At 58.3% G+C, this 15478-nt stretch carries 16 protein-coding genes; 7 read left to right on the forward strand and 9 right to left on the reverse strand.

Annotated features, from left to right (window positions below; all coding sequences use genetic code 11):
- The first annotated feature begins 12 nt into the window (after window positions 1-12).
- Together D9V82_RS03840 and D9V82_RS03845 are read left to right on the forward strand one after the other, a co-directional pair.
- Window positions 13-222, forward strand: a complete 210-nt coding sequence (locus tag D9V82_RS03840; RefSeq protein ID WP_121911075.1) for a helix-turn-helix transcriptional regulator — start codon at window positions 13-15, stop codon at window positions 220-222.
- Entirely contained in the window at window positions 215-688 is a 474-nt protein-coding gene (locus D9V82_RS03845; RefSeq protein WP_121911076.1) for a transcriptional regulator, read from the forward strand. The genes D9V82_RS03840 and D9V82_RS03845 overlap by 8 nt, the downstream gene beginning before the upstream one ends.
- A 362-nt stretch (window positions 689-1050) precedes the next feature.
- Here D9V82_RS03845 and D9V82_RS03855 read toward each other — a convergent pair whose 3' ends face one another.
- The 7 genes from D9V82_RS03855 to typA form a co-directional block, all read right to left on the reverse strand.
- Window positions 1051-1611, reverse strand: a complete 561-nt coding sequence (locus tag D9V82_RS03855; RefSeq protein WP_121911078.1) for a GtrA family protein — start codon at window positions 1609-1611, stop codon at window positions 1051-1053.
- 378 nt (window positions 1612-1989) lie between these two features.
- Window positions 1990-3078 carry a succinyldiaminopimelate transaminase gene (gene dapC, locus D9V82_RS03860; RefSeq protein ID WP_121911079.1) on the reverse strand — a complete coding sequence of 363 codons (1089 nt, stop codon included), beginning with the start codon at window positions 3076-3078 and terminating at the stop codon, window positions 1990-1992.
- Window positions 3079-3081: 3 nt separating this feature from the next.
- Window positions 3082-3405 carry a ferredoxin gene (gene fdxA / locus D9V82_RS03865; protein ID WP_121911080.1) on the reverse strand — a complete coding sequence of 108 codons (324 nt, stop codon included), beginning with the start codon at window positions 3403-3405 and terminating at the stop codon, window positions 3082-3084.
- Between the two features lie 54 nt (window positions 3406-3459).
- Window positions 3460-3837 (reverse strand): hypothetical protein, encoded by a 378-nt coding sequence (locus D9V82_RS03870; protein ID WP_121911081.1) that lies wholly within the window; start codon window positions 3835-3837, stop codon window positions 3460-3462.
- The gene (locus D9V82_RS03875) at window positions 3837-4706 is read right to left on the reverse strand and encodes a PIG-L family deacetylase (RefSeq protein WP_121911082.1); all 870 of its coding nucleotides are present in this window, start codon (window positions 4704-4706) and stop codon (window positions 3837-3839) included. The genes D9V82_RS03870 and D9V82_RS03875 overlap by 1 nt, the downstream gene beginning before the upstream one ends.
- Window positions 4696-6315 carry an ABC transporter family substrate-binding protein gene (locus D9V82_RS03880; protein ID WP_121911083.1) on the reverse strand — a complete coding sequence of 540 codons (1620 nt, stop codon included), beginning with the start codon at window positions 6313-6315 and terminating at the stop codon, window positions 4696-4698. Before D9V82_RS03880 ends, D9V82_RS03875 begins: the two co-directional genes overlap by 11 nt.
- A gap of 351 nt (window positions 6316-6666) precedes the next feature.
- Complete coding sequence (typA, locus tag D9V82_RS03890) at window positions 6667-8577, reverse strand: translational GTPase TypA (protein ID WP_121911084.1); 1911 nt, start codon at window positions 8575-8577, stop codon at window positions 6667-6669.
- A gap of 269 nt (window positions 8578-8846) precedes the next feature.
- On the opposite strand from typA, the gene D9V82_RS03895 reads away from it, so the two are divergent.
- From D9V82_RS03895 to D9V82_RS03910, 4 genes are all read left to right on the forward strand, one after another.
- Window positions 8847-9575 (forward strand): Rv1157c family protein, encoded by a 729-nt coding sequence (locus D9V82_RS03895; protein ID WP_204084038.1) that lies wholly within the window; start codon window positions 8847-8849, stop codon window positions 9573-9575.
- Window positions 9575-10111 carry a ribonuclease FAU-1 family protein gene (locus D9V82_RS03900; RefSeq protein ID WP_121911085.1) on the forward strand — a complete coding sequence of 179 codons (537 nt, stop codon included), beginning with the start codon at window positions 9575-9577 and terminating at the stop codon, window positions 10109-10111. The genes D9V82_RS03895 and D9V82_RS03900 overlap by 1 nt, the downstream gene beginning before the upstream one ends.
- Window positions 10112-10114: 3 nt before the next feature.
- A complete protein-coding gene (locus D9V82_RS03905) occupies window positions 10115-11056 on the forward strand; it encodes a DUF808 domain-containing protein (protein ID WP_121911086.1) in 942 nt (313 codons plus the stop codon).
- A 508-nt stretch (window positions 11057-11564) separates the two neighbouring features.
- A complete protein-coding gene (locus D9V82_RS03910; protein ID WP_121911087.1) occupies window positions 11565-11810 on the forward strand; it encodes a hypothetical protein in 246 nt (81 codons plus the stop codon).
- Window positions 11811-11871: 61 nt separating this feature from the next.
- Here D9V82_RS03910 and D9V82_RS03915 read toward each other — a convergent pair whose 3' ends face one another.
- Both D9V82_RS03915 and D9V82_RS03920 read right to left on the reverse strand, forming a co-directional pair.
- A complete protein-coding gene (locus D9V82_RS03915) occupies window positions 11872-12051 on the reverse strand; it encodes a hypothetical protein (protein ID WP_121911088.1) in 180 nt (59 codons plus the stop codon).
- A 36-nt stretch (window positions 12052-12087) separates the two neighbouring features.
- A complete protein-coding gene (locus tag D9V82_RS03920; RefSeq protein WP_375231823.1) occupies window positions 12088-13971 on the reverse strand; it encodes a BCCT family transporter in 1884 nt (627 codons plus the stop codon).
- 284 nt (window positions 13972-14255) lie between these two features.
- On the opposite strand from D9V82_RS03920, the gene D9V82_RS03925 reads away from it, so the two are divergent.
- A complete protein-coding gene (locus tag D9V82_RS03925; protein ID WP_121911089.1) occupies window positions 14256-15473 on the forward strand; it encodes a hypothetical protein in 1218 nt (405 codons plus the stop codon).
- The last annotated feature ends 5 nt before the right edge of the window (window positions 15474-15478 follow it).

Raw genomic sequence — 15478 nt, forward strand, 5'->3', positions numbered from 1 at the left:
AAAGGTGATGATGTGGCCGGCCAACCCAACATGGTCCGCAAGTGGCGGCGCTGGCGCGAATGGTCGCAAGGCGAACTAGCAGAGCGCGTCGGCGTCTCCCGGCAAACTATCGCAAATATCGAACGCGGCAACTACTCCCCGTCCGTGCACCTCGCATTGGACATCTGCCATGAACTAGACAAAACAGTCGAAGAAATCTTTGGAGCTGAACAACATGATTAACGCCATCGCCACCATGTCCCTCAACCACATCGAGCGCGCCTCCACCGACGAGTTCGAGCGCGACATCCTCACCAAGGCCTCCGCCATCACACTGACCCCAATCACCTTTCTCGAGCTCATCGTCGCCGCCGTCTTCGCGTGGTCCCTCCCTGGCCGCCTCAGCCTCCTCGCCCTCCTTGCCATCGTCCCCTCCATGGCCGGCGCGTCCCTCAGCGCCGCCTGGATGCGCAGACACATCGCCACCCCTACGGTACGCCCCAATTGGACCTTAATCGCCCTTTACCTAATCCCGATGTTTGTCTGCTTCTCCGGCATCGCTTACCGCGGCTTCGCGCCTTCCGATGCCGCCCCCTACCTTATCGGCTCGGCCGTAGGTGCGATCACGGCCATCCTCCTCTCCCCCGCGCTCCGACGTAAGCAAAACCGCCGGGACCAGTCCCGCCTTGACGCCGAGCTCGAGGATTAGTTACCCACCGACCTCCATAGCACCACCCACCACCCGCCCTTCGCGCTCACCGCGGACGGCGGGTGGCCTTCATTTGCTCCTCTCCGTGAGAGCGAAGGGGCGGGTGTCGCGCACGCACTTGCTTGGCGACGCCCCTCCCCACCCTTGCCGCTCACCAGCGGCATAACGCAACCCCTGCATCCCGCGCGGGTGAGCGCGAAGGGCGGGCTGGGCAAGGGGCGGGCTGGGCAAGGGGCGGGCTGGGCAAGGGTCGGCTGGGCGACGAGGAGGGGGCGAGCGGAGTGTGCGGAGTGGTCGGGCCAATCGAGGCGAAGCGGCGGGTAGCTAGGGCGGCAGCGCCAGGCCGAGCTAAGAGCAGGTAGTTAAACCGGCGCAACCTCGTCGACAACGACCGGCTTATTCGGTGTAGACCGAAACGTCCAGATTTTGTTAATGATGAAGTTGATGGGCATCGCAACGACAATAGAGATGGCTTGCGCCCAATAGGACTTGGTCCGCAATCCAGTGGAGTTATCAAAGACATCTGTTGGCAGGCCCAGAGGCGAGTTGGGGTTCATGAGCAGCGTCAGGATGACCTGACTGACAATAAACGCCCCGATTCCGGTCAAAAGGAACGGGAAGAAACCGCGAATCCAGGACACTTTAGACACGGTCCGGAAGGTCCATATGCGGTTGAGCTGGTAGTTCCAGGTATTGGCCACGAGGAAGGAAATGGTGGCAAAGACGTGGTACCAGCGGATATGAAATTCAGAACCGAAGAGGTTCATAAAGGGATCCTCGGCAAAGATATCCGCCGCGCCGCATAGTTTCTGCGCAAGAAAGTATACAAAAAGGTTGACAACGGTACCCGAGCCGCCGACAAGACCAAATTTAAGGAATTGCCCAAAATTCGACGCAAAGCGCGCAACGCTGAGGTCTGCCATGGGCCGCCTTTCATGCCTAAGATTAATAATTACCTGATTGTAGTTCCTCAGCCCTGTGAACTGAAAAACTGACGCCCCGAATGTGATGAAGGATCTATAAAAGATATAGCTTCGTGCAGCTATTGAAGCGGACGAGAAAAAGTCATAGAGGGCAACCAGACGCGCCGTGGGATAGGTGTCAACGCCGATGAGCAAATGAACAAAACGGATCAGCCGCCCTACAGCTGGTGCGAGTCCTCTCAAGGAAGATCCGCTGGTACACCGGCCGAATGGCGGAATCGCGCGAGCAGAAAACCAGGCTGCCTGATAGGTGGTCACGGCGGTAGAGCGGCACGATATCGGCGTCACCAAAGTCCACGCGAAGGCGGGCGAGGAGCATCAAGCACCAGCGAGGCGTTTGATGGCGGCGCGCACCCGCTCATCGGTACCGTTCAAGCCGATTCGCACGTGTTGTGCGCCCGAGGGACCATAAAAATCGCCGGGGGCGGCGAGGATGCCAAGGGAAGCTAACCAGTCGATGGTCTCGCGACAGTCTTCACCGCGGGTGGCCCACAGGTACAGGCCGGCATCGGAATGGTCGATGGTAAAGCCCGCCTCGATCAGCGCTTGGAGCAGTTCGGCGCGGCGCGCGGCGTAGCGCTGGCGTTGGAGGGCTTCGGTGGGGTCATCGTCAAGCGCGGCAACCATCGCCTCCTGAATCGGTCCTGGCACGATGAGCCCGGCGTGTTTGCGCAGCTCTAAGAGCTCTGCGATGAGGTCATTATCCCCGGCAAAAAAACCGGCGCGGTAAGAGGCCATATTCGCGGACTTGGACAGCGAATGCATGGCGATAAGGCCGGTATTATCGCCGTCAGTCACACGCGGATCCAGGATGGATACCGGCGGGTTGTCGTCGTTCCAACCCAAGCCCATATAGCACTCATCGGAGGCGATGATGGCACCCGTCGAGCGGGCCCAGGCCACGATGCGGCGCAGCTCCTCTACCCCGGCGACGCGACCGGTGGGATTGGACGGGGAGTTGATAAATACCAAGGAGGCATCTTGAAAATCGTCGTCGGCGCGCAGCGGCGTAGCCCCGGCAAGGAGGGCACCGACCTCGTAGGTGGGATAGGCAACCGAGGGGAAAGCGACGGTCTCGCCGCGCATGCCCAATAAGGTGGGCAGCCACGCGATGGCTTCCTTCGTACCTACCACCGGCAGGACGCGGTCAACGTCCATGCGATAGCGGCGGTGAAGGGCGGAGGCGATGGCTTCGCGCAACTCTGGCGTGCCCTGTGTTTGCGGGTAGCCGGGGGCCTCGGCGGCTGAGGACAGCGCCAACTGGACGCCGGGCGCGACCGGATCTACGGGGTTGCCCACCGAAAGGTCAACGATTCCTTCTGGATGCTCTTGAGCCTTCTTTTTGGCGCCAGCCAGCGAGTTCCAGGGAAAATCTGGAAGCGATTGTCCTAGCGGTGTGCGGGCCATGAATTACTCCTGATTCTGTGGGGGCAGCGCGGCTATCATTGACGCATCGAAATCCTGCGGGCCAAGGGCTGCCGCTCCACCGGGAGAGCCCAAGTCATCGAAGAATGCTGCGTTAGCATCGTTGTAATCGATCCACTCATCGGGAACGTCATCCTCGTAGAAGATGGCTTCTACCGGGCATGCGGGCTCGCAAGCGCCGCAGTCCACGCACTCATCTGGGTGGATGTAGAGCATGCGCTTGCCTTCGTAGATGCAATCGACGGGGCATTCCTCAACACAGGCGCGGTCCATTACATCAACGCAAGGTTGAGCAATTGTATAAGTCATGGAGAATCCTTGAATCTTCCTGATCTCATGGGTGTGGGGATGGAATATAGTATGTCACTTCTGCTTGAGGAAAGGCCAAACGCCTCCGCCCATTCCCGCCAAAAACAGGAGCAGGCTGAGAATATCATTGCCCACTATGACATCTCCGGTAATCGGCACCAAGAGCATCAGCCCGAAAAATACCAGGCCCCAAACGATGACCGGGATAGCCGCGATGTACGTACTATCACTCCACAGCCGCGCGGTGCGAGTTAACACCACATTGAATGCGGCAGCGATGACGATAGTAATCGGGAATGCGATGCTCGCACCATTGGCCAGCGGGATCCGGGCGGTCAAGTAAATGACCTCCAGAAACAGCGAGAGCAGCGCGCCCAATGATAGCCAGATAAGCCCTGCAACTTGCTCGCCGCGGCTAAAATTCGTGCGCACTATAGTCCACCTAAAAGCTCGCGGGCGCCCTCGCCTCGACCGAGTTGGAAATATTCGGCGCACAATAAAGGCATGAGCAATCTATTGGATAAGCAATAGGCCCCGGGCACCGCGAGGGGTTCGTGCAGGGCGGCCACGGCGGCAGCGGGGTTGGTGGCAGAGGTTGTGCCGTCGGCCAGCCAGATTTGCGTGGCGTGGGCACGCATGGCGGCGCGTTTCGCGTTTAGGGCGGCACCGTCAAGCGCGAAGGTCAGATCTGCGTCGGCGGTGGTGAAATTGTCCAAGTACGCGGCATCGGGTTTGCACCAGCCCGCAGGCGCTTCGAGCTTATCCAGCCCGGCGTAATTAGCAGCACGGTCAAAGATCGCCCACCAAATGCGCGTGCTTGCCGATGCCGCCTTCTCCACCACCCTATGCACCGCCACGTGGTCCGGGTGGCCGTAGCCGCCATCTGGCCCGTAAGTCAAGATGGCGTGTGGCTGAAGCATCTCCAATTCCACGCGGAGCAGATCGACTGCCTCGTCCACGCGATTGACTAGCGCGCGAGGGTTATCATGAGAGGACGATCCCACCATGCCAGAATCTCGGAAGTGGCCAAATCCACCCAGTTGGATGCCCTCTGCTCCTAACAAGGAAAGGGCACAAGCCAGTTCATGAGCGCGGAAGCCGCCGAGCTGATCGTGTTCAGCGAGTCCTTGATAGGGCGCGCCGATGACCTCGCCTTCCTCGCCCAGGGTAAAAGTGATGACAGTGACCTGCGCGCCGCGCGCGGCCAGCGTAGCGAGGGTGCCTCCGGTAAAGAGCGTTTCATCATCGGGGTGTGCGTGCACCGCAACGACGCGGTAGCCCACCAAGTCCTTATCCCTCATCTATCCTCCAAACCGGCGCGGTAACCAGACCTTTATCCCAATCATCAACAGTTTGACCAGGGCCTACAATACCCTCGCCCAGCGCGTGCATACGCGTTTCATCTAAGAGCGGGACGTACAGCACGTCCTGCGCATTGATCTCGCGAATTCGCTCTAGCGCTGTGGAGGGGCTGATCCTTCCGGAGAGGATGTCGATGCGCATAGCGGCAGCATTATCAGGGCAAAACCCGGATAAATCCCCGGCGAGTGGCTGGTCTTCGGTGCAATTGAAAATATTGGCGGCCGAGAGCGAGGTTAAGGTGATGTCCTCCCAGGTCACCACCGCATCAACCTGTCCTTCAGGCAGCAGCTTAGAGGTAATGGTGGTAAGCCTATCGGTGGTGACCTCAGCGGGAATACCGTGGGCTCGGAGAATATCGTGGAGCGTATTTGCCGCAGCCAAAGCCGTCGGGTTAGTGGGATCGACGGCGAAGCGGATAGGCTTCTCGCTGGCGCGCTCGCGCAGGGCTGTCAGGTCCGCTTCCCCGAAGACCGGGTTATGCCCGACCTTCAGGTTGGATGCGCGGCCGGTGGCAAGCCGGGCTACCTGACCGGTATCGATAAGCGAGGCTAAACCCCGCCGAGCAGCCATATCTTCCAAGGCGCCCTGCTGGGTAGACATGTGCAAACGCAGCTGGCGTGGGCGAGTCACCGTCTTATCGCTCACGTGCCCCAGCAAACCAAGGGCCTCTTGGGAGGTTTGATCCGGGGTGAAATCCGCGAACCCAATCTGACCGGAGCGCAACATATTCAGCGCCTGGGTGCTATCGCGCACTTCGCGCAATTGGATGACATCGATGTGAGCGGGGTCAGCGCCCCAAAAGCGATCGTTGCGGTTAAGCGTGATGACCCCGCGGCTGCGGTCCACACTATCGACCAAGAAGCGGCCGGCCGAGGCGGGGATGTCATTGGCTAGTACCGAATCAAAATCGGAATTTTGCAGCAAATGGGAAGGAAGGAGCTGATTGAATAGCTGCTTCCAATCTTTGACTCGCTCGGCAAAGTCTGCGGTGACCACGCGCCCGCCCTCAGACGTAGTCACTGCGGAAATGGCGCGGTAGCCTGCCGGGTCCTTGACTCCTGCGGTCGTGGTCATCTGCTTCCACAAGTAGTTGAAATCTGCCCCCGAGATCGGGGTGCCATCGGACCACTGTGCGGGAGAGGCAATAACGTAGCGCACCCGCTGGGCCACCCCCTCCGGCGCGGTGACTTCCGCGGCAGATTCCAGGACGTCTGTATCCATGCGGCCCCAGTGAAAAGTCGACGGCAAAACCAGCTCGGCGATTTGTTCCACGAGCTCAGAGTTATTGGCCACCAGGTGTGGGTTGAGACCGGCACGAAGAGGATCAACGCCGATGGAAATGGTGGGACGCGAATTATCTTCCTCCGCGCGCGTCGGTTCATCTTCCGGCACCGCAGTGGTTGATTCCGCTTCTTGAGCGGTAGATTCTTGTTCCTCCGAGTCTTCTACCACCGGCGGTGGGCCAGGATTGGCCGAACATGCGCTGACAAACGCGAAACCGATAGCCATTGTGGGAGCAAGTGCACGGGCCTTGAGACTATTTTTCATCCCAGACTACTTTAGTACCTTCTTGCCGCCACACCGGGATTCTGCGCGCCGGTCTTCTTATTGGCTCGCTGCTGCACGAGACGGTGCACGTAGCGCCAAATACGTCATCCTTTTGAATATTCCCCACGAAATTAAGGGGGCCTATCCCCTACTCAAGTAGGACGCGCCCGAAATGAAACGCCGGGAGGTGTGCAACCGCATCAAAGAATTACCCAATCGTATTAAAGAATTAAAGCAACAGGTGAAATACGACAATGCCGCCTCCTCCGCTGTAAAAACTTTTGGCAGGAGAAGACGGCGTTTATCGCGGCGTTTGCGGTATCAACCGCAAACGCTACTTGGAACTGCAGGTTACTTCTTCATCTGCTTGGCGCGAGAAGCAGCCCGCTTGCGGTCGGTGGCAGAAAGTTCCAGCTTGCGCACGCGCAGCACGTCTGGGGCGACCTCGACACACTCGTCGTTGCCGCAGAATTCCAGCGCTTCTTCTAACGAGAGCGTGTGGGCTTTAGCTAGGGTGACCGTGGCATCTGCGGTGGCAGAGCGCATATTGGTCAGCTTCTTTTCCTTGGTGATGTTGATGTCAATATCTTCATCGCGGTTATTGGCTCCCACCACCATGCCTTCATAAGCCTCGGCGCCTGGCTCGACGAAGAAGTTGCCGCGATCAGCCAGCTGCATCAGTGCGTACTGGGTGATCTGGCCGGTGCGGTCAGCCACCAGGGAGCCGGTGGCGCGGGACTTGATTTCGCCGGCCCACACGTCGATGCCATCGGAGATGGAGTTGGCGATGCCGGCACCGCGAGTCTCGGTCATGAACTGAGTGCGGAAACCTATGAGGCCACGGGCGGGAATACGGAAAATCATGCGGACCCAATCACCCTCGCGTACGTCCATGGACTGCATCTGGCCCTTGCGAGAAGCTAGCAGCTGGGTAATGGCACCCTGGTGCTCCGATGGAGAGTCGATGGTGAGGATCTCATAGGGCTCATAAGTTTTGCCATCGATCTGCTGGGTAACCACCTGCGGTTTACCGATGGTCAGCTCGAAGCCCTCGCGACGCATGGATTCGATGAGCACTGACAGAGCCATCTCACCGCGGCCCTGGACTTCCCAGGTATCGGGGCGCTCGGTAGGCAGAACACGTAAGGAGACATTACCGATAAGCTCCTGTTCCAAGCGAGCCTTAACCATGCGGGCGGTCAGCTTGGTGCCGCCACCACGGCCTGCCATGGGCGAGGTGTTGACACCGATAGTCATAGAGATAGCTGGCTCGTCAACGGTGATGCGCGGCAAGGCCTCTGGGTTTTCCGGATCGGCGATGGTATCACCAATCATGACATCGGAAATACCGGAAATGGCAACGATATCGCCGGCGATGGCTTCTTCGGCCGGTTGGCGTTCGAAGCCGACGGTACGCAGCAACTCGGCTACCTTGACGGTCTTGGTGTGCTGGTTACCCTCATCGTCGTAGTGAATCCAAGCCACCTGCTGGCCCTTTTTGATGCGGCCGGCGTAGATGCGCAGCAGCGCGATACGGCCAAGGAAGTCGGAAGCATCGAGGTTGGTCACATGCGCCTGCAACGGGGCATCGACGGTTGCGGAAGGCTCGGGCAGGACATTGTAGATGACATCGAAAAGCGCCTGCAGGTCCTCGCCGTCAGGAATGTTGCCATCGCCAGGGTTCTCGGTGGAGGCAATACCGGCGCGGCCAGAGGCGTAAAGGACCGGGAGATCGAGAAGCTCTTCCGCAGCCGCTGCTGCTTCTTCGTCCTCGAGGCCCGCGGCGATTTCCAGCAGCAGATCCTGGGACTCGGTCACAACCTCGTCAATGCGGGCATCGGGGCGGTCGGTTTTGTTCACACAGATGATGACCGGCAGCTTTGCTTCTAGCGCCTTGGTCAGGACGAAGCGGGTCTGCGGGAGGGGGCCCTCGGAGGCATCGACAAGCAGCACGACACCATCCACCATGGAAATACCACGCTCGACCTCGCCGCCGAAGTCGGCGTGGCCCGGAGTATCGATGACATTAATGATGAGGTCTGCGCCGTCCTTGCCTAGACCCTGCCGGCGGATGGCGGTGTTCTTGGCCAAAATGGTAATGCCGCGCTCGCGCTCCTGATCGTTGGAGTCCATGACGCGGTCCGTGTGCTCACCGTGCTCGCCAAAGGCACCGGACTGCTCCAGCATGCCGTTAACCAACGTGGTCTTGCCATGGTCGACGTGCGCCACAATGGCAACATTACGGAACTCGGTATTACTCACTAGTTGGGTTCTCCTTCGCAGGATTTACAAGCGCTGGTGCGCAAGAAATGTTCATGAACGACGTCCTACGATACCCCCTAACAGGGCATAGTGCAGCATCGGGCAGCCAAGACGCGACCTATGCCACCTGTAACGCTTTGCTGGCCGGAAACGACCTAGTACTTGACACTTCCCAACGTATCGCTATCGTTATTAGAGTTATTTCTGGTCCTGATACCACTATTGGGCCGATACTGCTTTCCTCTACTATAGAACAAGGACCCGATACCGTGAGCAACGCCCAAAATTCCTGGCACTTAAGCGGGCGCACCGGCTATATCGCCGCTGCCACCGCCGCACTTATTGGCCTCGCCTCTCCCCTGGTCGCGCCCGCACAGGCCTTTGCCCCAGATCTCTCCTCGCTGGCACAGCAGTACATGCCTGCCAGCCCGTTGGATGAACTCGGCCGGCCCACCCCGGAGACCCAGGACCGTGTGCGCGCCTTTGCTGCACAGCCGTGGATTCCTGAAGACGCCCGCAATGCGATTCTTTCAAGCTTAACCTTCCTTGCTGGCACCGGCGAAGGTAATGGGGGCGTCGCCTTGCCTCAGGGGGATAACCCGCACTTCCGGCAATTTTATTGGCCCACCGTCTCCGCGCGCTGCATCGGCGGCACCGACGCCGCCACCGGCTCTGCCATCGCGGTTCCCGGTCCCACGCAGATTCCCGCCCCTGGCGCCGGCGAGGGCGAGACTGCTTTCCTCTTTACCGCCCTTGGCACCCCACCGGCAGCACCGGATCAAGGCGGAATGCACGTCCAGTGGTTCAATATCAATACCTTGCAAACCGGCATTACACCGCTGCACAATAACGGCATCAACCAAGATGGACCCACGACGCTCTCCGGCACCGGCCATACGGGCAAGGGCTTGGTTATCGCCATACTCTCCGGCTCGGTCAATACCACCGAAGCGCGCTGCGATTTCGCCCCTACCGTCGCCTTCCTAGACGCGAAGTAATGGCCGTTGATCTCCACCCAGTGAAGCAGGAGACTTTTAACACCGCAGACTTCACTAATACCGATCCCAAGGGCTACCTGCGCCACGTTGATACCTATACCGAAACTGACTTTGGTCTCTATATGGCCCGCGGCGCCAACCACCCACGGTTCGGTTACCTCGAGTCCTGGCTGCTACCAGGCCTTAACCTGCGCGCAAATATCTTCCACTTCCGCCCCGGCATTGAGGTGGAGCAGGACTTTTATATTGACGTAGCCAAAATCCAGCGCCAGGGCGACGAGTGGATCACCCGCGATCTTTACGTCGACCTGGTGACTACCACCGGCGAGCCCATCACCGTGCTCGACATCGACGAGCTCTCCGCAGCAACGTCAGCGGGCCTCATTTCCGCAGAAGAAGCCGAACTTGCTATCGACGCCACCTTAAACGCAGTCGAGGGCATTACTCGCCATGGCGACGATGCTATGGCCTGGCTCGCCCACCGCGGCATAGACTTGTTCTGGTCAGATGATATAACTTTAAGCCCCGAAGGATAAACCATGGCTGGTGGCCTTTTTGCCCTGCTTGACGATGTCTCCTTGATAGCCCGCGCCGCCGCCTCTAGCGTCGACGATGTGGCCGCCTTAGGTGGCAAGGCATCCATGAAGGCGATCGGTGTCGTCGTCGATGATGCCGCGGTGACCCCGCAGTACGTGCAGGGCATCAAACCGCAGCGCGAGTTGCCTATGATCTGGCGTATCACCAAGGGCTCGCTCATCAACAAGCTGGTTATCATCCTACCCATCGTAATGATCCTGTCGTGGATCGCACCGTGGGCGCTCACGCCCATCTTGATGTGTGGCGGAGCCTATTTGTGTTTCGAGGGCGCAGAAAAGATCCTTTCTTTCTTCCACTCCACCCCAAGCGATGCCACCGATACTGTCCAGCACAAGGGCCCTGAGGCCGAAGATAGCCTGGTGAAATCCGCCATTACCACCGACCTCATCCTGTCTGCTGAAATCATGGTGATTTCCTTAAATGAGGTGATCGATCAGCCCTTCTGGCTACGCCTCGGAGCGCTCATTGCTGTAGGCATCCTCTTAACCCTGGGCGTCTACGGTGCCGTGGGGCTACTGGTCAAGATGGATGACATCGGTCTGGCCTTAACCCAGCGCCGCGATGGCAAATCCCCGCTAGGCAATGCCTTGGTCAAGGGCATGCCCATCGTGCTAGATATCATCGGCGTCATCGGTACCGCCGCCATGCTGTGGGTAGGCGGGCATATCGTCACCACGGGCCTGCACGAATTCGGGGTAGACCAGCCGCATGGGCTTATCGAGGCCGCCACTGAACATTTCCACAATGGCGGGTTGAGCTGGCTTACCGAAACCGCCTTGTCCATGGTGTGTGGGCTTATCCTCGGCCTTATCATCGCTTGCATCGTCATGGCTGTTAAGGCCTCAACAGGCTCACCATCTGCCACCTCGGCGGCGCAGCACTAAAGATTTCATAAACTGCATGGACGATCCTGAAGCACTCATATTTGACTCCCCCGTTATTCTCACTTGCAGAGGCTAAGCCGCCGGCATAGGCTTTCGTATAATTTTTCTTGTGGCACAAAACACATCAAGATGCCGTTGTAATCACTAAGGGGGCTATGCGATATTTTAATTATGCTTAATAGTTCTTAATCCTTTCTGTATAGGCTGCTATGGCCGTAATTACGCCAGCGGGTGCGGCCAACGCTATCGAAGCAGAAACAGGCACCTCCACACAAGATCACTCCTTTCAAATCATCGAAGGAGGGGACGTCCAACACGTGGATCCGGCAGCATAGAATAATCGGATCCGGAAACTATATAGAGACGGAGAGCGTGCAATATGAGTCCCTTCGACCATTTACAACTGGAGGGTCGATTATCAAAACCGTAACGGCGGGAAGATTCAGCGCACGTTTGTTCATTGCTGATAGATTCCGTGGGGAACAGTGCCACCACATAGGCTAGGAAAATGAAAATCTTTTTTGGGATTGTCGAGCTGTCGGCCCTATTAATTACCTGCGTCGCATTTGCTATAGGGTTTAATGCAGTACACAATGCGCTCATGTATATCCACACAGGAGATGCATTGGACGAAGCAACACGGCTGCTTGAGCAAGCTCAACAGATGTTCATCGCAGTCGTGGTGTTTGGAAGCATTTTCTTAGTTTTGTTCTTAACTAGGCTCCTCAAATCAGCCAATCAAAAGGATATGTAACTTTTGCAGTAAGTAAGGATCTCTCGTAGGATGCTTCTCTTAAGTGAAGAGTCTTTCCATTTTAAAGGTCACTTTCCGGCTGCGACCTACGCACTGGGCTTGGGGCCGCAGCCATAAACGCGGGCCCTGGCTGGTGCTTTCCCGCCGCCAGCACCCCGCCGATGGAGGTGGACAGGCCCGAGAGCAGGACCAATCCAAAGGCGAAGGCGTGGGGTTGCCCACAAATCGTGGACAAAATCATGGTCTGTGACCAGTACCTAACTAAAATTCTCGGTCCTTAATGAGCAGGCGGGGTCTGGGCATCGTCTTCCGCGGTGCCAGATACGAACTCGCCATCCGCCACCGAAGGATCTTCATCCACGTAGCGGCCGGACTCGTAGTCGTAGCCGATGGCATGGCCTTCCTCATCGGTGCGCGCGTACCACTCAGTGACCTCGGCGGCGGTGGAATCAAATTCGCCACCGGTGGCGTAATCGGAATCTCCCGCGGTGGGCTCAACAGCCAGGGCAAAATTATCGCCGTAATCGCGTACGCCGTGGATGACCGCATTGGAGACAGCCTGGTGCTCGTAATAGTGACGGATGGAGGCTGGATCGTCTTGCAGTTCCTTCATGAGGGCAATGCACATCAACACGATGATGACGGCAAAGGGAAGCGCTGTAATGGTGATCAGGTTTTGCAGGCCTTGCAGAGCATTTTTACCGCCGGACATGAGGATGACCACGGCGATGCCTGCCATGCAGAGAACCCAAAAGACGGTCACCATGGGTTTTGGCTGTGGGTTGCCACGCTGGGTGAGCTGGGAATTGACCAGTGAAGCCGAGTCCGCAGTGGTGATGAAAAATACCACGAGCATGACAATGACCAGCGGGGCCATCCAATTCGATCCGGGGAAATGGCCTAGGACGTTGAAGAAAATGTCTTCGGCCGCCGGCAGGGAATCGATGGTGCCATCGGGAGCGATATCGCCATCGCTGCGCTGTAGCCAAATGGTGGTGCCACCCAAGATGGTGAATGCGGCGATGATGATGGCGGAAGGAATAAGCAGCACGCCGAGGATGAATTGGCGGATGGTGCGCCCACGGGAAATCTTGGCCACGAATACGCCAACGAACGGCGACCACGATACCCACCAGGCCCAGTAGAACGTGGTCCACGAGGACAGGAAGGACACCATTTCTTCACCCTCGCCCATATTGGCGGACAACATTTCGGGAGTGTTATCGAGGTACTCGACGATGACTGCGGGCATCATATTGGCTAGCAAGGCAGTTGGTCCGATAACGAAGAAGAAAATCGCGATGCCCAGCGCCAATACCAGGTTGATATTGGATAACCACCGCACGCCCTTAGCCAGACCAGACACGGCGGAAAAGATCGTACCAATGGAAAGCACAATGATGATTACTAAGGCCGCGGTATTGCCGGCGGTAGACCAGCCGCTGACGATTTCCACGCCGCGGCCGATCTGCAGCGCGCCAATGCCCAGGGTGGCCGCGGTACCAAAGAGCGTCGCGATGATCGCCAGGCCATCGATAATGCGCGCCGGTGTGGAATCGGTGGAGCGGTTGCCAAATAGCGGCATCAAGATGGAGCTCATCAGGGGTACGCGGCCGCGCCGGAAGGACACATAGGCCACGCACAGTCCGACGATGGCGTAGATTGCCCACGCATTAAGACCCCAGTGCATGGCCGATTGGGCCAGCGCGCCAAGCACCGCTTCATCGCTGGCGGCTTCATAGGCACCAGGGCGCGGCGAGAGGTAGTGAGTAAGCGGTTCATAGGGGCCAAAGAAGATAAGTCCAATGCCGATACCTGCGCCAAAGAGCATGGCGGCCCAGCTAATCGTGGAAAACTCTGGCTTTTCACCATCCACACCAAGCGGGATTTTCCCGTATTTGGAAAAGGCCAGAATCAGCAGCAAGAACATGAGGAAGGTTGCCAGGGTAGTAAAGACCCAACCTAAGTTGCGCATGACCCAGTCCAAGGCCGTGGAGGAGGTATTAAAAACCTGTTCGGGGGCAAGCACACCCCAGACCACGAAGGCGATAACGAAACCGCCGACGACGCCCAGAATGGTCTTATCCACGCTGTATTTAACTTTTTGCTCCTCAATCGACACGCCAGGAACCAAAGCAGGGTGAATATTGTGCGGGTACATGATGTCGTGCAGAACGCGCTTGGCACCGCGCACGCGCTTTTGGTTTTCTTCCGTGTTATTGACGTTCTGCAGTCCACTCGTGGTTCCGATAGTGGGCCGGGGCGATGAATTAGATGGCAAAGCCCTACTCCTATCTCCTTCTTCACTATTCAAATTCTGGGCATCATTGATACGTTAACGAACATTGCCCAAAACCACCGCCTAAGCGATGTTTTACCCCCACATGCGTAAAATGAAACTCGTACGTTAAGTCCGCTTTAAAGCTTTGGAGCTGCTGTCATCATATGGTGCCCTACCCCCTTGCTACCAGCTACTTCGGCGTCGAACACGTCGCAATTTTAGAACATGCCATCTCCGGCACGGTGCTCAGCATTCCTGGCGTGGGTAGTCAGCCTACTCTTATCGATGTCTCCCTAGAGCCCGATACCTACTCCAACGGCTGGCGGGTGCGTTCAGATTTTGGTTTCATCGGGTTTCTCGACGAGGTAGAAGCAGCCGCATACCCTGACCTGCACCGGTTAAAGACCTCGCAGGCCGCCCCGCACACGATGGCCACAGTCGGCATTGTAGATGGCGAACTCGAGGTTGCTGTCTCCCTCGGTCTGTGGCCGTGGATGGTGCCAGTCAACGACCAGCCGGCCGAATCGGTGCTGCTCGCCGGCGGCCACGGTGCAGTGGTTGATAGTGCGGCGGGAGACCTGACCGATTCCCAGCTAACCCACCTTGATACGCAGCAATTCTTTGTCACACTCAAGGTCATCGATGATGCCGTCGTGGCCTCGTGTGGCGATACTGTGCTCGGTCCGTGCGGCGCGTTGAGCCAGTTGCCGGGTCTGCGCGCCGCGTATGCGGCGGCGCAAGAAGCCGGTACTGTATTGGCCGCCCGTGCCTATAGCGGTGGCGGGATGATCGCTGTGGATATACCTGCGGTGGATGCCACAGATGCCGAATTATTCTCCCCGGCGGTGCCACACTTGCGGGTATCGTCTGCCCGCACCGCGCTTCCCGGTGCCACCACATCCCGCCGGGCCACCCCAGCCCCGCCCGAGTACTGGGAGTTCGCGCTGGAGTCCGCCGACATTGCCGGCGATCTTCCCACTGGTTCCCGGCGCCCAGTCAGCCCGAGTGCCAACAAGGATTTGGGCTCCGCCGAAGCGTCGCCCGCAACGCCCAGCGCTACCCCGGAAGACGGTGCTACCCCAAGGGACGGTGCTACCCCAGAGAACGACGCTGCCCAAGGGGACAGCACCAAGGAAGACAAAGAAGGACCGACTACCCCACCTGCGCCTCGTAACCGCGATGAGGGTGAGGCTGCGGCACCGCCTGCTAGCAGCGGCTTGGCCGACTTGGTCTCGTCGATGCCGGGCTCACAGAATCTGAGCTGGCGGGCGCTTCCCGTGGCTGAGGAACCGGGCCGTTTTTCTTCCCAGTCTGCCCGGGTGCGTGCCCGGCGCGTGGCACGTGAGCAGTCCCGCCCGCGCGGCGGAAATCACCGCAAATAAGTCAG

This window comes from Corynebacterium macginleyi (assembly GCF_003688935.1).
Classification (GTDB): domain Bacteria; phylum Actinomycetota; class Actinomycetes; order Mycobacteriales; family Mycobacteriaceae; genus Corynebacterium; species Corynebacterium macginleyi.